At 37.9% G+C, this 21565-nt stretch carries 15 protein-coding genes; 5 read left to right on the plus strand and 10 right to left on the minus strand.

Annotated features, from left to right (window positions below; all coding sequences use genetic code 11):
* Nucleotides 1-6 precede the first annotated feature (6 nt).
* Complete coding sequence (gene rhaT, locus QWY86_RS13190; protein WP_290242796.1) at nt 7-1098, minus strand: L-rhamnose/proton symporter RhaT; 1092 nt, start codon at nt 1096-1098, stop codon at nt 7-9.
* 128 nt (nt 1099-1226) lie between these two features.
* Here rhaT and QWY86_RS13195 point away from each other — a divergent pair, with 128 nt between their 5' ends.
* The 5 genes from QWY86_RS13195 to QWY86_RS13215 all read left to right on the plus strand — a co-directional run bounded on the left by QWY86_RS13195 (nt 1227) and on the right by QWY86_RS13215 (nt 8587).
* Nucleotides 1227-2258, plus strand: coding sequence for a GntR family transcriptional regulator (locus QWY86_RS13195; protein WP_290242797.1), 1032 nt, complete (start codon nt 1227-1229; stop codon nt 2256-2258).
* A 201-nt stretch (nt 2259-2459) separates the two neighbouring features.
* Nucleotides 2460-4160, plus strand: a complete 1701-nt coding sequence (locus tag QWY86_RS13200) for a ribulokinase (RefSeq protein ID WP_290242798.1) — start codon at nt 2460-2462, stop codon at nt 4158-4160.
* Nucleotides 4157-4867: an L-ribulose-5-phosphate 4-epimerase gene (locus tag QWY86_RS13205; RefSeq protein ID WP_290242799.1), complete on the plus strand. Its 711-nt coding sequence runs from the start codon at nt 4157-4159 to the stop codon at nt 4865-4867. The genes QWY86_RS13200 and QWY86_RS13205 overlap by 4 nt, the downstream gene beginning before the upstream one ends.
* A gap of 501 nt (nt 4868-5368) precedes the next feature.
* Nucleotides 5369-6859 carry an L-arabinose isomerase gene (gene araA / locus QWY86_RS13210; RefSeq protein WP_290242800.1) on the plus strand — a complete coding sequence of 497 codons (1491 nt, stop codon included), beginning with the start codon at nt 5369-5371 and terminating at the stop codon, nt 6857-6859.
* Between the two features lie 27 nt (nt 6860-6886).
* Nucleotides 6887-8587 (plus strand): sodium:solute symporter family transporter, encoded by a 1701-nt coding sequence (locus QWY86_RS13215; protein WP_290242801.1) that lies wholly within the window; start codon nt 6887-6889, stop codon nt 8585-8587.
* 294 nt (nt 8588-8881) lie between these two features.
* On the opposite strand, the gene QWY86_RS13220 is transcribed toward QWY86_RS13215, so the two are convergent.
* From QWY86_RS13220 to QWY86_RS13260, 9 genes are all read right to left on the minus strand, one after another.
* Nucleotides 8882-9901: a zinc-binding alcohol dehydrogenase family protein gene (locus QWY86_RS13220; RefSeq protein ID WP_290242802.1), complete on the minus strand. Its 1020-nt coding sequence runs from the start codon at nt 9899-9901 to the stop codon at nt 8882-8884.
* Between the two features lie 171 nt (nt 9902-10072).
* The gene (locus tag QWY86_RS13225; RefSeq protein ID WP_290242803.1) at nt 10073-10861 is read right to left on the minus strand and encodes an L-fucose dehydrogenase; all 789 of its coding nucleotides are present in this window, start codon (nt 10859-10861) and stop codon (nt 10073-10075) included.
* Nucleotides 10862-11041: 180 nt separating this feature from the next.
* Complete coding sequence (locus tag QWY86_RS13230) at nt 11042-13258, minus strand: DUF5703 domain-containing protein (protein WP_290242804.1); 2217 nt, start codon at nt 13256-13258, stop codon at nt 11042-11044.
* Between the two features lie 222 nt (nt 13259-13480).
* On the minus strand, nt 13481-14920 hold the full coding sequence (locus tag QWY86_RS13235; protein WP_290242805.1) for a sialate O-acetylesterase: 1440 nt from the start codon (nt 14918-14920) through the stop codon (nt 13481-13483).
* Nucleotides 14901-16196 carry a bile acid:sodium symporter family protein gene (locus QWY86_RS13240; RefSeq protein WP_290242806.1) on the minus strand — a complete coding sequence of 432 codons (1296 nt, stop codon included), beginning with the start codon at nt 16194-16196 and terminating at the stop codon, nt 14901-14903. Before QWY86_RS13240 ends, QWY86_RS13235 begins: the two co-directional genes overlap by 20 nt.
* Before the next feature lie 4 nt (nt 16197-16200).
* Nucleotides 16201-16866 carry an aspartate/glutamate racemase family protein gene (locus QWY86_RS13245; RefSeq protein ID WP_290242807.1) on the minus strand — a complete coding sequence of 222 codons (666 nt, stop codon included), beginning with the start codon at nt 16864-16866 and terminating at the stop codon, nt 16201-16203.
* Between the two features lie 21 nt (nt 16867-16887).
* Nucleotides 16888-18282, minus strand: a complete 1395-nt coding sequence (locus tag QWY86_RS13250; protein WP_290242808.1) for a four-carbon acid sugar kinase family protein — start codon at nt 18280-18282, stop codon at nt 16888-16890.
* 1 nt (nt 18283) lies between these two features.
* Nucleotides 18284-19528 carry a ribulose-bisphosphate carboxylase large subunit family protein gene (locus tag QWY86_RS13255; protein WP_290242809.1) on the minus strand — a complete coding sequence of 415 codons (1245 nt, stop codon included), beginning with the start codon at nt 19526-19528 and terminating at the stop codon, nt 18284-18286.
* A gap of 2 nt (nt 19529-19530) precedes the next feature.
* Complete coding sequence (locus QWY86_RS13260; RefSeq protein ID WP_290242810.1) at nt 19531-21552, minus strand: aceric acid hydrolase; 2022 nt, start codon at nt 21550-21552, stop codon at nt 19531-19533.
* Nucleotides 21553-21565 lie beyond the last annotated feature (13 nt).

Below are 21565 nucleotides of genomic sequence, written 5' to 3' on the forward strand. Positions count from 1 at the left end.
TAAAATTTATTTAATTGAATTACCGTAGCCGACAATTAAAACAGATACGATGATGGTTAAAATACCAGCCAATACGGTGTACATTGTTTTTTTGGATACACCTTTCCACTCCTTTAAAATTAAGCCCCAAACGTTGGCGATTAAGATGATAAAGGCCATGTGTAAAATCCACGAGCTTGCGCCATTACCCATTTTACTTTCTCCCATACCGTAAAAGAAAAACTGAAGAAACCAGGTTGTACCTGCAAGTGCAGAAAAAATGTAATTTTTTAATAATGGGGTACTTGTTTTTGTGTAATCGCCGAAGGTTTTGTTACGAGCGTTAAGAATCATACACCAAATAAAGTTGGTTGATAAACCTCCCCAAAGCACAACAACGTAGGTTACATTATTTTGAAACAGGAAATTTCCAGTTTCCGCAGGATTTGCAGCTTTCCAAATTGCATTTGCAGCATCAGCCATTGGCTTTCCTGCCTCGATACCAAAATTAAAACAAGCACTTAAAACGCCTGAAACTATCCCAACAAACAGGCCTAATCCAAATTTATACTCGGTTTTAACTTCCATTCCATGCGGGTCGGTAACATCAGCTTTAATTTCTTTTTCTTTCATCATACCTGCCTTTCCGCAGATTACAATTCCCAACACACACACAATAAGGCCAAGTAAAACCATTCTTCCCCAGTCGGTATGAATAAACATGCTGAAAGTGTCTTTACCTTCTTGCGGAAAAAAATCGAAATAAATAGATGGAAGAATTGAACCCAGAACCATACAAAGGCCCAGAATAATGCTGCTTCCAAGGGAAACTCCAAGATAACGAACGCCTAAACCGTATGTTAAACCGCCAATACCCCAAAGAATGCCGAAAAAATAAGTTAGCAAAAGGATACTTCCGCTGGTGCTGGCAATAATATCTGTAAAGTTCGGGATGGTTAAAAATGCAGCCAAAGGCGGAACAATTAACCACGAGAATATGCCACCAACTATCCAATAACTTTCCCAGGCCCAACCCTTAACTTTCTTATAAGGAATATAAAAACTGCCCGAGGCAAAGCCCCCGATAAAATGGAATAGTACACCTAGTATTGCTTGCATATTATTGGTTTTATATTTGGTTTTCGAAAGTATCGATTGATTCAAACTTAACTGTTATGTACTGTTATGCCAACCACCAATAAATAATAAATGTGTTTGCTATATTTGGAAAATCTAAGCCCGAAACCGTGAAATCTGAAGATTTATTAAGCCACATTGTTATTGATGAATACTCTGCAACTCCAAAATACAAGCAGTTAGTTAATGCAATTTTGTACGCAATAGAAATCGGAAAAATTGAAAAGGGTAATCTTTTACCATCGATAAACGAGCTCAGTTTTGCTTTAGAAATTTCTAGAGATACCGCCGAAAAAGGTTACCGCAGATTGCGTAAATTAGGTGTTATCGAATCTATTCCGGGTAAAGGTTATTTTGTAATCAACACCGATTTCTCCAGAAAACTTAAAATCTGCCTGCTGTTTAATAAACTTAGCACGCATAAAAAAATCATCTACGATTCGTTTAGTAAAGCCATCGGCGAAAGTGCAGCTATCGATTTGTATGTATATAACAATGATTTTACACTTTTTAAAAGCTTATTAAATAACAAAAAGGACGATTACACACATTACGTAATCATTCCACATTTTAACGAGGGCGATGAAAAAGCACAGGATATTATAAATGCCATACCGAGGGAGAAACTGGTTATTTTAGATAAACTTTTACCAGGAATTTCTGGTGATTATGCCGCTGTTTACGAAAATTTTGCCCTTGATATTTACAATGCATTAGAACAAGCACTTACTCCGCTTTCTAAATACAATACCTTAAAAATTATTTTCCCAAAGGGAAGTTATTTTCCGAAGGAGATTTTAGATGGCTTTTATCGTTTTTGCCAGCAATATGCTTTTAACCATAAAGTAGTAGATAAGATTGCCGAAGAAGAAATTAATGCTGGCGAAGTTTACATCAGCTTAATGGAAGATGATTTGGTTTACCTAATCGAAAAAATAATTGCTCAGGGTTTAACTGTTGGTACTGATGTTGGCGTAATTTCTTACAACGAAACGCCATTGAAAAGAATAATATTAAACGGTATCACAACTATATCTACTGATTTTGCCATGCTCGGAACAGAAACCGCAAATTGTATTTTAAATAACATTGTTGAGAAAATTCAGGTGCCTTTTTATTTGAATTTAAGGAAATCGCTGTAGGTATATTTTTCCCGCAGATTTTTAGCTCAAATTTAAAGGAGATTTTTGTCTGCTTGTCAGTATTGATGACATTTCCCTATCCACCTGAAAAACAGCCAAAACACTCTTAAAAACAATTGTTGAAATTTATAAACGTCAAAAACACATTAAAAATTTTTATTTGTAAATAAATAAACGTTAATTAGACATTTATTTATTGTTATGAGCACAGCAAACTATGTAATCGGTGTAGATTACGGGACAGATTCTGTCCGTTCGGTTTTGGTTGATTCCGCCAACGGAAAAGAAATCTCCTCTTCCGTTTTCCTATATCCACGATGGCAAAAAGGTTTATATTGTAAACCATCACTTAACCAATTCAGACAACATCCTTTAGATTATATTGAAGGATTAACCCACACCATTAAAGATTGTATTGCAAAAGCCGGAGGCGAATCTGCCGCAGCACTTGTTAAAGGAATTTCTGTTGATACAACTGGTTCAAGTCCTGTAGCTGTTGATGAGCAAGGAACACCATTGGCTTTGAAAGCTGAATTTGCAGAGAATCCGAATGCCATGTTTGTATTATGGAAAGACCATACTGCTGTTAAAGAAGCCGCTGAAATTAATAAACACGCCGAAAAATTTCCTGTTAATTACTTAAAATATGTAGGTGGCATCTATTCATCGGAATGGTTTTGGTCTAAACTGCTTCATATTTTAAGAGTAGATACACAGGTTAGAAAAAATACGGTTTCTTGGGTTGAGCATTGCGATTGGATTCCATTTTTACTGTCAGGTAAAACTGATGTAAAAGAGATGAAACGCAGTCGTTGTGCAGCTGGGCATAAAGCTTTATGGGCTGAAGAATTTGATGGATTACCTCCTGAAGATTTTTTTAAAACCTTAGACCCATTATTAAAAGGATACAGAGATTTACTATTTAAAGATACCTACACATCTGATGTTTCTGCTGGAAATTTAAGTGCAGAATGGGCTGAAAAGCTTGGACTTAGCACAGATGTAGTTATTGGTGTCGGTGCTTTTGATGCACACATGGGTGCCGTTGGCGGGCAAATTGAGCCTTACTATTTGAGTAAAGTAATGGGCACAAGCACTTGTGATATTTTAGTTGCACCAAATACTGACATGGAAGGCAAACTCATTAACGGCATCTGCGGACAAGTAGATGGCTCGGTTATTCCTGGCATGGCTGGTTTAGAAGCTGGTCAATCTGCCTTTGGCGATGCTTACGCCTGGTTTAAAAAACTAATCAGCTGGCCAATCGATAATTTGCTAACCGAATCTGCCGTAATTGATGAAGCAACAGCGATTGCTTTAAGAGCAGAACTTGAGCAAAAAATCTTAACCAACTTAGCTAAACAGGCTTCAGAATTACCTGATGATGATTATTCTGAACTTGCTGTTGATTGGTTAAACGGCAGAAGAACACCAGATGCAAATCAGGAGTTAAAAGGTGCAGTTACCGGCTTAGGTTTGGGTACCGATGCGCCAAGATTTTTCAGAGGATTAGCCGCCGCAACTTGCTTTGGCGCAAAAGCAATTGTAGATAGGTTCAAGGAAGAAGGTGTACCAGTTAAGGGTATTATTGGTATTGGTGGTGTGGCTAAAAAATCGGCCTATATTATGCAAATGATGGCCGATGTATTAGAAATGCCGATTCGCATTCACCGTTTCGAACATACTTGCGCCTTGGGTGCAGCCATGTTTGCAGCAGTTGTTGCCGGCATTTATCCTGATGTTGAGAGTGCAATGGCAGCTATGGGTACAGGTTTCGAGAAAGAATATAAACCAAACATCAAAATGCAGAAACTTTATCGTCAGCATTACCAGCAATATTTAAGCCTTGGCAGATACCTTGAAAAATATAACAAAAAAGATGTAAAACCATATATATCATGAGCAACTATCAAGATATAAAAGAACAGGCTTACGCCGCAAATATGCAATTACCCAAGTTGGGATTAGTGCTTTTTACCTTCGGTAATGTTAGTGCTGCTGATAGAAACAAAGGTATTTTTGCCATTAAACCAAGTGGCGTTCCATACGATGATTTAACGGTTGACAGCATGGTAATTGTAGATTTTGATGGCAATACTGTTGAAGGAAATTTGCGACCATCATCTGACACGAAAACCCACGCTGTACTGTACAAACATTGGGAAGAAATCGGTGGAATTGTACACACACATTCTACTTATGGCACCGCCTGGGCACAAGCGCAAAGGGCAATTCCAATTTTTGGCACCACACACGGCGACCATTTAACGGTTGATATTCCTTGTGCACCGCCAATGGATGATGAGATGATTAAGGGAAATTACGAGTATGAAACTGGTTTTCAAATTATCAATCATTTCAAAGATTTAGGCTTAAGCCACAAAGAGGTTGAAATGATTTTAGTTGGCAACCACGCTCCTTTTACCTGGGGCAAAACTGCCGATAAGGCTGTTTACAATAGCGCAGTCTTAGAAGCTGTAGCGCAAATGGCTTTATTAACTGAACAAATAAATGCGAACGCACCGAGATTAAAAGATTCGTTAATAAAAAAACATTACGACCGTAAGCATGGTGCTGATGCCTATTATGGGCAGAAGAAAGCAGAATAATTTGGAAAGCAATTGCAGTAGTACTTAGGAAAATACAGTCCCGTACCAAAGGCACTCCTTTGGAGCCATTCGCTATAGCCCTCGTAAAAAACTCGGGGCTGCCGCTTCTGTCGGGTTTAGATGGCAGGGTTTAGCAAAGTAAAGGCGGTTAGGCGTTCGAAGTAATGGAGTGAAAAGACATAGACTATTAACTAAGGGACTCGTCATTGCGAGGCACGAAGCAATCTCATTTTAAAAAATTGCAGAAAATAAGATTGCTTCAGCTCACACAACCCTGCTTCGCAATGACGACAGGTGAAAAGGAAAAATTGTAATAGTAAGGTTTAGCTAAGTTAAATAAACCTGATTGGAGTGAACACGAAAGCCGTTTTTTTATCGGCTGAGTAATAACGGAAAGCAGGACTATCGGAACCGATAAACACCGAAGCCTGCTTTTCAAAAAAAATAAAAAACGCCTGTAAATAACAGGCAAAAAATATTCTAACTAAAAATATAAGAGCAATGATTGATTTAAAAAAATTACAAGTTTGGTTTATTACAGGTACGCAGGATTTGTACGGCGAGGAAACCTTAAAACAAGTTGCAATACACGCAGAACAAGTTGCTAAATCATTAAACGACAATCAAAAGATTTCGGTTTCGGTGGTTTTTAAGCCAATTGTTAAAAATACAGATGAGATTTTTGAAACCTTACAAAGTGCCAATACCGATAAAAATTGTATTGGTGTTGTAACCTGGATGCATACTTTTTCTCCAGCTAAAATGTGGATTAGGGGTTTAAATGTTTTACAAAAGCCTTTATTGCACTTGCATACCCAATTTAATCGTGATATTCCATGGAATACAATTGATATGGATTTTATGAACCTTAACCAGAGTGCCCATGGCGATAGAGAATTTGGCTTTATGGTTTCGCGAATGCGTAAAGATAGAAAGGTTGTTGTTGGGTATTGGCAAGATGAAGAAGTTGCAAAGCAAATTGATGTTTGGGCAAGAGCTGCCGCTGGTTGGAACGATTGGCAAGGCGCTAAATTTGCCCGTTTTGGCGATAATATGCGTTATGTTGCCGTAACCGATGGCGATAAAGTTGAAGCTGAAATGAAATTTGGTTTCGCTGTTAATACCTACGGCATTGGCGATTTAGTTGCGGTAATTAATTCGATAAGTGAAGATGCAATTCAAAACTTATTGAAGGAATACGAGGAAACGTATGAAATGGGCGATGATTTAAAAGCTGGCGGCGAAAGACACGGTTCTGTGTATGAGGCCGCTAAAATTGAATTAGGTTTAAGAAAATTTTTAGAGGATGGAAATTTTAAAGGTTTTTCTGATACGTTTGAAGACCTGCACGGTATGGTTCAATTACCAGGAATTGCTGCGCAAAGATTAATGGCCGATGGTTATGGTTTTGCTGGCGAAGGCGATTGGAAAACCGCAGCCTTAGTACGTGCTTGTAAAGTAATGGGTGCTGGTTTAGCCGGTGGCAATGCTTTTATGGAAGATTATACTTACCACTTCGACCCTGCAAATTCTATGGTTTTAGGTTCGCACATGCTAGAGGTTGATGCTTCGTTGGCTAAAGGAAAAGCAAGTTTAGAGATTCATCCTTTAGGCATTGGCGGCAAGGCAGACCCAGCTCGTTTGGTTTTTAATGTTGCGGGCGGCGATGCTTTAAATGCCTCATTAATTGATATGGGCAATCGTTTCCGTTTATTGGTTAACGAAGTTAAAGCTGTTGAAGCGGAAAATGAATTACCAAATTTACCTGTTGCCCGAGTACTTTGGAAACCACTTCCTGATATGAAGACAGGTTGTGCAGCTTGGATTTATGCGGGTGGAGCGCACCACACCGCTTATAGTCAGAATTTAACTACCGAACATTTATCAGATTTTGCAAATATTGCAGGATTGGAGTATATTAACATCGGCGCTGAAACTAAAATAAACCAGTTCAGAAATGAATTGCAGTGGAATGAAGTATTCTATAAATAATAAACTATAACCAAATTAAACTGAATTATGAACAATTTTTCGACGGTTGATTACGCCGTTTTTATCTTTTACTTTATTCTGATTTCCGCTTACGGATTTTGGATTTACAGCAAAAAGAAAAATAAAGGTACATCAGGAAGTCACGACTTCTTCCTTGCCGAAGGCTCTTTAACCTGGTGGGCAATAGGTGCCTCACTTATCGCATCGAACATTTCTGCCGAACAATTTATCGGCATGAGTGGTCAGGGTTTTCAAGTGGGTATGGCCGTTGCCGCTTATGAATGGGTTGCAGCTATTGCCTTAATTATTGTTGCCGTTTGGTTTATTCCAGTTTACCTGAAGAATAAAATCTTTACCATGCCTCAGTTTTTGCAAACGAGGTACAACGAAACGGTAAGTTTAATTATGGCAATTTTCTGGTTGTTCCTTTACATTTTCGTTAACCTAACCTCAATTCTTTATCTGGGTTCTATCGCCATTAGCAGCATGATAAACCCTGAATATTTTAAATACATCGTTATCGGTTTGGCCGCTTTCTCTTTAATTATTACCCTTGGCGGGATGAAGGTAATCGGTTTTACAGATGTTATTCAGGTTATTGTTTTAATTGCCGGTGGTTTGGTTACTACGTACATTGCCTTAACGATGGTGAGCGACCATTTTGGTTTAGGTAAAGATGCAATTGCAGGTTTTAAAATGTTGATGAAGGATTCACCAGACCATTTTAAAATGATTTTGGATAAACCAGATGCAAATTCATCGCAAGAATACGTAAACAAATATTTGGCTTTGCCGGGTATCGCCATGTATTTTGCTGGTCAGTGGATTGTGAATTTGAATTACTGGGGTTGCAACCAATACATTACACAAAGAGCGCTTGGAGCCGATTTAAAAACCGCAAGAACAGGTATTTTATTTGCAGGTTTTTTAAAACTTGGTATGCCGATTATTGTGATGTTACCAGGTATTGCGGCTTACGTTTTACATCGAAACGGTGCTTTACAAGCCGAAATGGCACCTGATGGTAAAGTAATTGCAGATAATGCATATTCGGCTGTTTTAACATTTTTACCTACCGGATTAAAAGGTTTATCGCTAGCGGCATTAACGGCTGCAATTGTAGCTTCTTTAGCGGGTAAGGCAAACAGTATTTCTACCATCTGGACCTTGGACATTTACAAAAAATACATCAACAAAGATGCTGATGAAAGTAAATTAGTAGTTGTTGGTCGCATAAGTATTTTAGTAGCAATTGTACTGTCGGTAATTTTAACTTGGGATGATTTATTGGGCATTGGTGGTGAAGGTGGGTTTACCTTTATCCAGAAATATACCGGTTTTATTAGCCCTGGTGTGTTTGCTATGTTTCTTTTAGGTATGTTTTGGAAACGCACTACTGGAACTGCTGCAATTGCAGGTTTAGTAACCGGATTCTTGCTTTCGGTGGTTTTCAATAACTATGCACCAACCTGGTTTGGTCACGATAACTTTTTATACACTGCATACTTAAACAAAGATGGCATTTACGAAATTCCATTCTTAATCTGTATGGGTTTATCGTTCTTATTTACCATGATTGTAATGGTTGGATTAAGTTTATTAGGTCCGAAAGTTAACCCTAAAGCATTCGAATTGGATAAAGCAATGTTTAAAGTTGCACCATCTACACTGGTGTTAATAGTTATCACGCTACTTTTAATTACACTTATTTATGTGAAGTTCTGGTAAAGCGGAATTTGATTTAAATGAAAAAAGGCAATTTTCTTGATGAAAATTGCCTTTTTTGGTTCTTTAAGCCTCGTAATATTTTTTATCCGCTTAGGATTCCCGCATACGCGAGAATGACGATGGAGTTACAATATGAACGTTCGTCGTTCCAAATCCAATCGGGAATCCTAAAGCTATTTGTTTTGCGCTTTAGGATTCCCGCATACGCGAGAATGACGTCGCATTTTTGAGAGATTGCTTTCCCGAATTTTCGGGATGAACTGTGCCTCGCAATGACGGAAATGGCTTGTGCTTCTAATCTTCTATTTTAACCATCGCCTTAATCACTCCACTTTTCGGGTCTAACCAACTTTCGAAATTGTCTTTAACCTCTTCAAAAGAAACTTGATGCGTAATATAAGTTGTCGGTTTTACCAATCCAGCTTTCATTGATTTAATTACATGCTCAAAATCTTCGATATTGGCATTTCGGCTACTCATTAAGGTAGATTCTCTTTTGTGAAACTCAGGATGATTGAAAATTAAATCTCCTTTTTGCAAACCAATTAGTACAAACCTTGCACCATGAGCCATATAATTAATGGCATTGTTTATCGCCTTTTGATTTCCCGTTGCATCTATAACAACCGTTGGCATATCGCCATTGGTAATTTTGCTTAATTGTTCAATAACGTCTGGAGCCAATGCATTAATGGTATGTGCAACGCCTAACTTGTTCTTGCAAAAAGCCAAGCGGTCATCATTAATATCTAATGCAATCACATTTCCACCAGCAATGCGGGCAAACTCCATTGTACCCAAACCAATCGGACCAGCACCAATTACTAAAACAAATTCTCCAGGTTTTACATCCGCTCTGCGAACACCATGAGCACCGATAGCCAAAGGTTCAACTAATGCTAATTCATCGTAACTTAAATCTTCGCCATGCAAAAGTGTACGCGTTGGCACTTGCAGATATTCACGCATGCCTCCATCCACATGTACACCACAAACCTGCATTTTTACACAGCAATTTGGCTTTTTCATTCTGCAGGCAATACATTCGCCACAATTAAAATATGGGATAAAAGTTACCGCCTCTCCTATTTTAAAATCTGTTGCACAATCAGCTTCCACCAATTCGCCAGAAAGTTCGTGTCCTAAAACGCGTGGATAATTAAAGAAGGGTTGTGTGCCCTCAAAAGCGTGTAAATCAGTTCCACAAATACCGATTCTTTTTATTTTTATAATGGCGTGGTCTTTTTTCAATTCAGGTTTTTCAGTTTCTGAATATTCAAATGCTCCGGGTGTTGTACAGGTAAGGGTTTTCATTTATAATGATTGATTTGCGAGAATGAGTGAATTTTGAATGAGTGAATTATTGAATGTTTTATAGCGATAGTAAAAAAATCAAGAAAATAATGAATGAATTATTGAATAGCAGATTAGTAAAGACCATTCTCTCATTCTATCATTGACTAAATCTGTCATTCTCTAATTAAACTACGCGTTTGCCAAAGCCCTATCTAAATGCACATATCCACCATCAACATGAATAATTTGCCCTGTGGTGTGGCTAGATTTATCAGACATTAAAAAAGCCGTCATGTTTGCAATTTCTTCTGCGGTTGTCATTCTATTTTCCAATGGGATTTTAGACGTGATTTCATCCAATTTTGCCTGTGCATCGGATAAAGTTTCAATCCAGGTTTCGTAGGCAGGCGTCCAACATTCTGCCACAACCACTGCATTTACTCGAATTCCGTATTTTAGTAATTCTACAGCCCACTCGCGGGTTAAAGCATTTCTACCGCCATTTGCGGCAGCATAAGCTGAAGTATTTCCTTGTCCAGTTTCTGCTGTTTTTGAGGTAATGTTTACAATTGCGCCTTTGCTTTTAATTAATTCTGGCAAAGCGTGATGTGCCATTAAATAATAATGAACCACGTTTTTATGTAGAGAAGCCATGAAATCTTCATAATTACCGCTTTCCAAACCAACACCATCATTAACGCCAGCGTTGTTTACCAAACCATCGATTCTACCAAATTTCGCCACAATTTCTGCAACTACTTTTTCGCAATCTTTTGGGTTCGATAATTCGGCTACAAACTGAGCTGCTTTTCCACCGTTTTCTTCAATCGCTTCAACAACTTTTTGGTTGTCTGCTGCTTTTCTACCAACGATAACTGCAATTGCATTTTCTTTAGCAAATACTTCTGCAATACTTCTACCGATGCCTTTTGCAGCGCCAGTGATGATGATAACTTTTTCCTTTAAATTTAAATCCATGTCTTTTTTAAATTATTGAATGATTGATTTTTGAATGAGTGAATGTGCTAGGCAAATTCCTATTTATATTTCGTCAAGCCCTCATCCGTTCAGTCAATTTTATTTCTTAATTATTGTATGAGTGAATGCCATAAATTTGCTGATTCAATCATTCATTAATTCTATCATTCACTCATTCTATTACTCCATCATTCTAACTACATCTGCCTTTCTTGATTCTGGCAAAACTTTTAAGCTTTCTATTTTTCCGTTTTTTAATTGTACTTCAACTGTAGTTTGGTAAGGCGCATGTAATTTGAAATGTACATCCCAATCTTTTGGCCATGCTGGAAATAGATAAATCTTTTTCCCATCAACCTGCATTAACATTTCCTGTAAACCAATCATACCAGAGCCTCCCCAATTATGGTCGGGTGTCCAATCAAAACCTGGCCCCCAAAAGGTAGGAAATCTTCTTTCTGAATTTTTCAGTTTAGCCGTTGTTAAATTTGCTGCCTCTTCCGTTAAACCTAATCTTGCTGCGAAAATATTATCCTGTTTCCAACCCACATGACTTCTAAATTTCAAAACATCAGTATCAAATTTAAAAGTATTGATGGCGGTATCCAGGCCTTTTTTTCCAACGCCATAAATTCCCCATGGGTAAACCGGGTACAACTGCGGACTTTCTGTATTATTAATACGTTCCCAAAGTTTAGCTGGTGCAATGGTTGGTTTACCATCGAAACTTCTAAAACTGATTTCAGGAATGGTTTTCAGCATTTCAGTCCATTCTTTCTTTTTAACTTCTGATAAATTAGGTTGCTCAATCAACCGCTGTAAAACTGTTTTTAAAGCCGCGATTGTTGAAGTAGCATTATAAGCCATTTTGTACGTTTCAACTCCCGAACCTGGATACAAAACTAAATGTCCGTTGGCATCCAAAGCTTTTGCGCCACGTTGTTTAGCCAGATAAGTATAATGTTCTTTGAAAAAAGTCAATGAACTTTCAATCAACGGAAAATATTTTTCGATGTTGCGGTTATCATATCTTTCAGTTTCCAAAATCATCATACAAAACTCCAAAACTGTATCCCATTCATATTCTAACCAGGCATTGTATTCCATTCCTTTATTAAAATCGGCAGGACGTTTCCAGCCATATTCAGCAGGATTTGGTAAGCCAAAGTTCTCCAATTGCTCGGTAAAGCTTGCGCCCTTATGCCCCCAAGCGGCTTCCGTTCTGATTTCAGCATTTTTCAGCAAGTCCAGATAAAAATCGAACTGCGGTTTCATCATATCAAAATCGCCGCTTTTTAGCATTGGCCAATAAACCAAACGCTGGTTTTGAGCCGTATGTGTTCCGCCGCCCCAATTTCTAAAATCGGGTGTGTATTTCAATGTCGAATCCGTAAGTTGCGGGTCGAATGTAAACAAACCACCGTTAAATTTGGTTGGATATTTACCAAAGGCATTGCAACCCAACATATATCGAAACAACTGATAATTTTTTGAGGATTGATTGGCTTGCTCGTTTTTAGAATTGATGTAAATGAAACTTTTTTTCCAGTAATCGTTCCACCATTTTATACTTGCTTTTTGGGTTGAATGCTGTTTAATCGAATACAATTCCTTTTCCCAATTTTGGACATCAGCTTTGCTCGTATTTAAGCTAATCGTTATTTCTTGCGACTGAGTTGGGGTTTTGCTTTTCAACTTCCAAGATTTGAAAGGAGTACTTAAATAAATTCCAGTATCATTTCCAGTTGGAATCATATTTTTTCCTTGCATCGAACCGCCGAAAATTAAGTTTTTTATAGGATTGAAAAAATCGGCTTTCCTATCTTCCAAACCTTGCTGTTTAACCGCAACATCGAAAACAGTTTCTGCTTTATTTTGATGATAAAATTGAATACTATTATTTTTAAAAGCAATTACATCTTTCGCAGTTTTAACAATGCCTTGCGGCGCCCATTTGTAAGAATTCTGGTTATTTTCTTTACCTTTTGTAATTCTATCTTCGTAACGCCAGCTTTCGTAACTTGCTTCGGTAATAATCTTCTGGTTTGATTTTATGTCCAAATGAACAACAGGATTAAACACATCAACCCAAACGTTAATTTGAATTCCTGGACCATTGATTTGAGCATAACCATCATTTAAAATCAATTCTTGTTTGAAGGTTTTTCCGTCAAAAGGATTCGAGCTAAATTTCAACCTTATACGACCGAGTTTGAGTAAGGTATTATTTTCATCGAAAGTTCCGCTACGCGATAAATAAAGATAAACATCTCCTTTTTCAACCCATAAATTTAGACCAATATCGCCACCACCAACAGGCATCGATTCTGCTGAATTAAGGCTTTGGGTAGTCCAAATAACGTTTTCTTGAGCTTGGGTTGTTGGGATGAACCACAAAGACAGAAAGAAAAGATTAAGTAGTTTTAATCGAATAAATTTTGACCATATAAGACATTTAAGAACATTTAAGTTCTTAGCCAAATTACTTGGTGTTATTGGTGTCTCAGTGGTAAAATATATCATTATTTTTATTTGTGTTTATTCTTTATTACGTCATTGCGAGGTACGAAGCAATCTTAATACAAGAGATTGCTTCTTACCTCGCAATGAGGGGTGTGTTTAATTATCCCAATCATCTGTACGGAAAGAGGAAACTGGCAGGCCGTCATTTCCAAATAAATCTCCAACTATAAAATCTTTAAAAGCATAACGTACCGCAACTGGAACTTTCACTTGTTCTGCCGAAACCGCAATGCTGCTTCCTTTAATTATCGCTTTCGCGGGATAAAATTTCTTATCTGCGCCAGCAATTTCAAACGTGGTTAACTCTTTACTAAACGAAGTTAATCCATTCGGAACGTCTTTAAATTTAACAATTGCAGTATTTTTTTCGATGGTTAAAGATTCATATAACGGACTTGTTGCACTAAAACCTTTAATACCGTATGTTTTAGCCAAAGCCAGAAAAGCTAAACGCTCTCCACCCTGCTTTTTTCTCGAAGGATGAATCATATTTTCTTCACCAATATCCATTAAAACAGCCATTGCTGAGTTTGGGATTTTGTCTAAGGATTTACGTTGCGCATCTCTTAAAAAAGCTGAATTATATTTTCCGCCCTTATGAAATGGCGCTAATTGCGAATAATTGTAAGGCGCAATTTGTGCATAATAGAATGGAAATTCGCCATTATCCCAGTTTTTCCGCCAACTCGAAACCATTGCAGGAAACAAATCTTCATAACGGTCTGGCCGTTCGTAATTAGATTCGCCTTGATAAAAAATTGCGCCTTTTATACCATATCCAATCACTGGATAAAGCATTCCATTGTATAAAGTGGTTGGCGTTCTGCTCACGTCTTTAATCGAATCGCCTTTTGATGGAATTTTAATTTCTGGAAATGCTTTTAAATCTTCGGGCGACATCCAGGCTTCAATGGAAGAACCGCTATAACTATCGTTAATTATCCCGATAGGTACATTTAAAATCTCACTTAAAAGCGAACCAAAATAATAGGCCGTTGCACTGAAATTAGCAACAACTTCTGGCTCACTCAATTTCCATTCGGATGGTTTGCTTTTTTCTTGTCGCTCTGTTGTAGATGAACGTGGAACCGTGTATAATCTGATGTTCGGATTTTTAGATTTCAAAATTGCTTCATTACTACCAATATTTGGCTGACCTTTATATCCCTTCATTGGCAATTCCATGTTCGATTGTCCACCGCAAAACCAAACCTCGCCGATTAAAATATCTGTTAAAATTAGCTTTTCACCATCATTAAATTCGATATTATATGGTCCTCCAGCTGACGAAGTAGCAATTTTAACCTTCCATTTACCATTTTGGTCTGTCGTAACCGAATAGTTTTCCTTATTCCACGAAGTGATGATTTTTACTTTGGAAGATGGCTTTGCCCAACCCCAAATGGCAACGTTGCTTTGTTGCTGTAAAACCATGTGGTTGGTAAAAATTGATGCAGGTTTAACCGTTGCATTCGCAATGAACACATTTGCAAAGCAATTTAATATTAATATGATTTTAAGAAACTTTCTTTTCATTTTCTTCTACTTTTAATGCTTTTCTTCTCCAATAATTTGCCAAGATAGAGCCCGAAATATTCATCCACGGACTAAAAACAGCGGCCGCTAAACCTACTGTTCCTAATTTACCCATTCCACCAGCCAAACCAGAAGCCATGCCACCATTTTGCAGACCAACTTCAAACGCTACGGTTCTCGATGATTTTTTGTCCAAACCAAACACTCGACTTAACATATATCCAAATAAATAACCTGCTCCATTATGAATAACTGAAGCCAAAAACAGTAAAAAACCAACCTTCAAAAGGTTATCGCGACCAGCCGCTGTAGTTACCGTTGTAAAATAAACAATCCCAAACATGGAAACGTAAGGCATCAAATCATCTAAATTTTTGATTTTATAGGTGAGCAAATGATAAATTACGCCAACCAAAAATGCGCCTGCAAAAAAACTGAAAATCTCAACAGATTGCATGGCATCTTCTGGTAAAGTTTGTGCTAAACTATTCCATAATCCAAAATATATTGCGGTAAGCCACAGTATGCTAAAGCCAACAATAACTTTTATAATATTGATGCCTTTTGGTGATGCTTTTTTCAGATAATCGTGTACTAATGCTGCTCCAATCGGAACAATAACAATTTTGATAATTTCCATCATCATGTTCAAAAACTTAATTTCGATAAGTGTTCCAGCCAAAAGTTTCATCAACAGCGGTGTCATAATTGGTGCCACTAAAGTTGCGATTGCCGTTACAGCAACTGATAAAACCAAATTCGCCCTTGCAATGTAAACCATAACATTCGATGCCAAACCACTTGAACAAGAACCTATCAAAATAATGCCTGCGGCAATTTCAGGTTCAAAATTGAATACTTTAACCAGCAGTAACCCCATTAAAGGCATGATAGAAAAGTGGCAAAGCAAACCAATAATTATTCCTTTACCCGAATTTGCTAATCCAGAAAAATCCTTTAAACCCATTTGTATGCCCATACCGAACATTACAAATTGCACCACCACTAAAACAAGCCATTTATTTCTTAAATCGAAGCTGCCCCATTTTAAAAATGCTGACGGATAAACCATTCCTGCAACAACTGCAACGATAATCCACATGGTGTATTGATAACTTTTTAAACTTTCGATTGCACCAATGCCAATTGCAAAACTTACAGCGGTTGTAACTAAGGCAGGCTGCCACAAAGCCGCGTTTTGAGTAATACAGCCGAACAGTAATATTGCCAATGCAATTGCGGCAATGCCGAGGCAAATTTTTCGGATTTTATACATGCCCCTAATCCTTTAATAGTGAGGCAATATGTTGAATTGCTAAAGCAGGACTTGATAAAATTGGAATGCGTTTTTCAGATTCCTGCAAACCATCCACCACTCTAGACATAGAAGCCTGAGCTAAAACGATTACATCAACCTCTGTAGAAAGCTGCTTTAAAGCTGCCGAAACCATTTCATCGTGCTGCTCAGGATTTCCACTCATTAAAGCTTCAAAAGCACCTTCACACAATTTAGAAGTTAGTTCAATTTCTTTACCAGCAGCGGCAGCTCTACGTTTTACTAAATCGCTTGTTGGTCCTAATGTTGTAGGTAATGTTGCAATAACACCTATTTTTTTCCCCGTTTGCACGGCTAAATCAGCCATTGGTTGGTCTACCCTTAAAACAGGAACGCCAGTTAACTCGGCTGCCGCTTCTACAGCGGCACCAATTGAAGAACAGGTTACTAAAATATAATCGGCGCCCGCCAAAGCAGCTGAACCAACATGGTCTACAACTCTTCTAGCCGTTAGTTTAGTGAGTTCATTACGGGCAATCACATCTTTTATCAAACTATCATCAACAATGTTAAAAACATTAATATTTGGTAAATGCGTAGCACATAACTGTTGGAAAACAGGAACTAATGTTGCTGAAGTATGTACAAGACCGAGTGTTTTAGCTTTCATATTTGGTTGTTTAATAGGTTTTTAATTGAAATTATTGGTTGATGCCTGAACAAAAAAATCAGGTTTACCAACTTGGCCGCCTTTAAAAACGACCTGTAAATTATTTATTTTGATATTTTTTGAACTTGCCCTGCATAATGGCGCACCTGGTGCAAGCGGTAAAATCATTTCAACCGCTTCAATATCCATGGCTCTGGCTGCATAGCTAGAAGTATCACCTCCAGCAATTATTATCCGCTCCAAATCGGTTTGCTCAGCCACTTTTTTAGCGATTTCACCAAGCAAACCACCGTAAATTTTTGATGCAATTGACTTCTGTAAATCTCTGTTATTAAATATTTTATCCGTTTCAATTACACGAATATCATCGTGACCAAGACTGGTATGTACCAAAACGCTTTTACCTGATTTGATAATTTCCGAGACTTTCAGAACATAATCATCAACAATGCATTCTTTTAGTTCTGAGTCCGTACGGTATTGTTTGGCAAGGGTAACTGTATCTATGCCAACCTCCGCAAAACCATTATCCAACGCATGTTGTATTTGTGCCGAAGTTACTGGTGAGCAACTCCCCGATATAATCAACACAGGTTTTGAAAGTTCTACTTTATCCCAAGTTGATTTTTCATTCACAATTCCAGTTTCTGCCCAATAAGCACCTAAAGCCATTTCAATGCCCGATGAACCCACAGAAAAAACAATATTTTCAGCGTTAGATTGTCTTTCAATAATTTCGCCAACAGGCTTTAAATCAGCATTGGTTAAGGCATCAAAAAGCATTATTTCATTATCAGCAAAATTTAATTCAAACGGTTTATCTGCAAACTGGTGTAAATTTGTGATGTTAAACAAGCCGATTTTTTTATTGGTTTGTTTCGCTAAATGCAAGCGAATATCACTTTCATCAGCAGGCGTAACCGGGTGTTTGCGCATTGATGGATGCCTATCTAAACGATAAATGTCGCCATCGCTTCCAATGCCCATTCGGGCAAATAAATTACCGAATAAGCAATACCTACCCAATGCTGGTGCGGCCACGACCAATGGAACAAATGCTGTTTTGAATATCGTTTGCGCAACATCTATTGCCTTGCCAATGCTGCCAATTTTTGGGGAGGAATCGAATGTGGAGCAAACTTTATAGTGAACATGCTTTGGGTTAAGTTGTCTTATAGCCGTAAATGTGGGCAATAAAACGTCTTCCATATTTTCTGGCGATAAAGCCCTCGTCATGCCTGCAATGCCAATGGCTTGTATATCATGATATTGCTTTAATTGTTCTTCACAAGGCACATCTATAAATAAAACCGTTTTAATTCCTGCCCTGCACAAAAATTCCAAGGCATCGGTAGAGCCAGTGAAATCATCGCCATAATAAGCCATTAACAAACGTTTATTTTCTGTATTATCCATTTTATTTTTTACCGAAAACGGAAACTGATTGATTAAATTCTGAATATTTTTTTGCCGTATCTTCTACTGATAAACCATCTACAGCACCTTGCCAAGCCTGTTGCAAAGCAATTACGCCACCAGTTGGACCACTTGGATGTGCCATAATACCGCCACCTGCCATATAAAGTAAATCAACAGTTTTTGTACGTCTGTAAGTTTCAACAGCTTGTCCACCCCATTGCCCTGATGATACAACCGGAAGTACAGAGAATCCACCTAAAAATGGTTTTAAGCAAGATTCGATTGAGGTAACTACAGAATCATCAGATTCCCAAAACTTATTCTGAATGCCATTTACATGAATTTGGTCTACGCCTACCAAACGCCAAAGTTTCTGATAAGCTGGAAATTCAATACCCAAAAGTGGGTGCCTGTTTAACATGCCCCAACCATTTCTATGGGCGTGAATGGCCAATTCTCGGTTATCACATATCTTTTTAACGCCAGCCAAACCAACACTATTTAAGCTTATCATAGCCGATGTTCCGCCACTGCATACAATTTTTTCATAGTTACGTTGCATTTGGTCTAACTCATCACTCAAATTAAAAGCATACATCACTTTTTTCCCAGTTTTATCTGCGTGTGCATTAATCACATTCATAATCGCATCAACACGCTTATCAAACGGAGAATTAGCCGATGAGCCAAGCAATTCATCATCCTTGATAAAATCGATTCCAGCTTCTGCTAAAGTTTTTACCAGTTCGGCTGTTTGTTCCGGACTCATCCCAATACTTGGTTTAATGATGGTTCCAATTAGCGGTCTTCCGTGCACATTGGTTAATTTTCTACAACCATCAATCCCAAATTGAGGTCCCTTAAATGCATTTGCAAACGATTCAGGGAAACCAATATCCATTAATTTTAAGCCGGTGAATTGTGTTAATTCGTATAAATTGCCTTGTAAGGTTGAGATAAGGACAGGTAAGTTATAGCCAAAATTTTCTATCGACCAAGAAACCTTTACAATCGCTCTTTGATAAATCCCTGCGTTTAATTTTACACTCGGAATAGATGGTTCTGTAGAAGAATCCAGTTTTTCAATGGATTCAACCCGAGCTGCAAACCTTGCTTTTAATTCTTCTGTTTCTCCAGGTACGGCTATAAATGTTCCCGAAGATTGCTCTCCAGCCAATACCTGAGCCGATTTTTCTAAATCGAGTGGCGTTTCAATGTAATATGTTGCTGTAATTCTTTCCATAATTATTTGCTTACGGGTAACCAAACCGACATTTCCGAATGCCCACGATTGCCCCAAGTGAAATACGGTACGAGTTTTATTTCTGTTTGGCTATTATTATCATTTACAGGGCGATACAATACGTTTTTCCAGCTATTTGGCTCTACAATTTTAGCGTTGCCAACTAAACTCATCACTTCTGCACCATCAATATTCATTGATTTAGCTTCAAATTTGGTAGAGGTTGGAATAAAGGCATTGAAGATACTTTTACCAGGTAAATCGGTCGATTCTAAGCAATACACAATCGGACCACGTTTAACCGCAATTTGGTTTCTATTTTCTTCAACTAATGGGTTGGCTTCAATTAAAGTGGCATCCATTGGAAGATTTAATTCCACAACATCGCCCTTTTTCCAAACCCGATTGATTTCGGCATAAGTTCCAGAAATGGTTTTAATATTCTCTAGTTTTCCGTTGATGCTGATTTTTGCATTTTGAGTCCATGCAGGAATTCTAAGAAACATGGAATATGCTTTATTCCCGACTTCATTTACGGAGATTTTAATCTTTCCATCCCAAGGATAGTTGGTTTCCTGCACAAGAGAAATTTTTGTTCCATCAGCTAATTTTGTACTTAAGTTATTACCCCCATACAAATTGAACCACAAACCTTTATCAGAAATACTGTAAGCATAATCGCTAACTTCTGCGATGGTTCTTACCACATTTGGCGGACAACAATTTGATAAACCAATGTAAGGCAGTCTATCTTTTGACCAACGTTGCTTGAAAGGTAAATCATCAGATTGTGCAAGTGGATTGGTATACAAAAACTTCTTCCCATCTAAACTAATGCCTGATAAAACGCTGTTGTGTAAAGCCAATTCCATTACATCTGCGTATTTTGCATCGCCCGTAATTTGTAGCATTCGCCAGTTCCAAAGTACGTTTCCAATGTTTGCACACGTTTCATTGTGTGCCGTAAAATTTGGCAATTGGTAATCACGACCGAAAGCCTGATGGATTTTTTGAACATCAACGGGATTGTATGAAGTTCCGTCTGGAGAAGTCCCATCGTATAAAGAGCCTAAACCACCTGTAATGTACATTTTGTGGTTTTGCACATCATCCCACATCAAGTTTAATGTATTTAAAAGCGAATCTTTTCCAGTTTCAGAATACAAATCTGCAACACCTGCGTACAAATAACTCGCCCGCACCGCATGCCCCATTGCTTTTTTCTGCTGTAAAAATGGAATTCTATCCTGATTATCATCCGTTCCATCATCAATTTTGCCTTTTATGGCGATTAAATGATTGGCTAATTCCAAATAACGAGGGTCTTTCGTGGTGCGATACATTTCTACAACACCCATGTAGTGCGATGGACAAATGGCATTTCTCGCTAATGTTGGCGAAGCCGATTTGTAGAAATTGTATAAATAGTCAGTTGCCTTTTTAGCGATGTTAAGCAAGGTGGTTTTTCCAGTTGCTCGGTAATGAATGCAACCAGCCGTCATTAAATGTCCAATATTATAAGATTCGAAGCTTAATCTATCCTGAAATTGATTTTTAGAGCCAGTTTTACGTTGCTCAATCATTGCTTTTGTGTAGATGTAACCATCTTCACGCTGCGATTTCCCAATCACCACAATAGCTTTATCCATCATTTCATTCAATTTTGGATTTTTAGTTGAGGCGTAAAGTACAGCAACCGCTTCTAAAGTTTTGTAGTAATCGCCATCATGAAAAGATGGACCTTTATGCGAACCTGTATCTAAACCTGCAGCAATTTCAAAGTTTTTAAACGCATGGCTGATTTTCGGGTCGTTGTAAATGGCCCACATATTTGGCACCATTGTTTCGGTTGCAACCTTAAATCTGTCTGCCCAGAAACCTTTTGTCCAGGTTACATCGCTCATGTTTAGGCTGTGAAGCTTTGCAAATTTACTATTCGAAGTATTAACTAAAGCTTTGTCTTGAGCGTTTACCTCCATACATGATAGAGCTAAGATTATAATGAATGCGAATCTGTTAATCATATTACTTGCTATT

Source organism: Pedobacter aquatilis, from assembly GCF_030409415.1.
Taxonomy (GTDB): Bacteria; Bacteroidota; Bacteroidia; order Sphingobacteriales; family Sphingobacteriaceae; genus Pedobacter; species Pedobacter aquatilis.

Bases quoted from the DNA above. Each gene is read 5' to 3' on its own strand.
- rhaT (WP_290242796.1), bottom strand. From the start codon at position 1,098: ATGCAAGCAATACTAGGTGTACTATTCCATTTTATCGGGGGCTTTGCC.
- QWY86_RS13200 (WP_290242798.1), top strand. From the start codon at position 2,460: ATGAGCACAGCAAACTATGTAATCGGTGTAGATTACGGGACAGATTCT.
- QWY86_RS13205 (WP_290242799.1), top strand. From the start codon at position 4,157: ATGAGCAACTATCAAGATATAAAAGAACAGGCTTACGCCGCAAATATG.
- araA (WP_290242800.1), top strand. From the start codon at position 5,369: ATGATTGATTTAAAAAAATTACAAGTTTGGTTTATTACAGGTACGCAG.
- QWY86_RS13215 (WP_290242801.1), top strand. From the start codon at position 6,887: ATGAACAATTTTTCGACGGTTGATTACGCCGTTTTTATCTTTTACTTT.
- QWY86_RS13220 (WP_290242802.1), bottom strand. From the start codon at position 9,901: ATGAAAACCCTTACCTGTACAACACCCGGAGCATTTGAATATTCAGAA.
- QWY86_RS13225 (WP_290242803.1), bottom strand. From the start codon at position 10,861: ATGGATTTAAATTTAAAGGAAAAAGTTATCATCATCACTGGCGCTGCA.
- QWY86_RS13235 (WP_290242805.1), bottom strand. From the start codon at position 14,920: ATGAAAAGAAAGTTTCTTAAAATCATATTAATATTAAATTGCTTTGCA.
- QWY86_RS13240 (WP_290242806.1), bottom strand. From the start codon at position 16,196: ATGTATAAAATCCGAAAAATTTGCCTCGGCATTGCCGCAATTGCATTG.
- QWY86_RS13245 (WP_290242807.1), bottom strand. From the start codon at position 16,866: ATGAAAGCTAAAACACTCGGTCTTGTACATACTTCAGCAACATTAGTT.
- QWY86_RS13250 (WP_290242808.1), bottom strand. From the start codon at position 18,282: ATGGATAATACAGAAAATAAACGTTTGTTAATGGCTTATTATGGCGAT.
- QWY86_RS13255 (WP_290242809.1), bottom strand. From the start codon at position 19,528: ATGGAAAGAATTACAGCAACATATTACATTGAAACGCCACTCGATTTA.
- QWY86_RS13260 (WP_290242810.1), bottom strand. From the start codon at position 21,552: ATGATTAACAGATTCGCATTCATTATAATCTTAGCTCTATCATGTATG.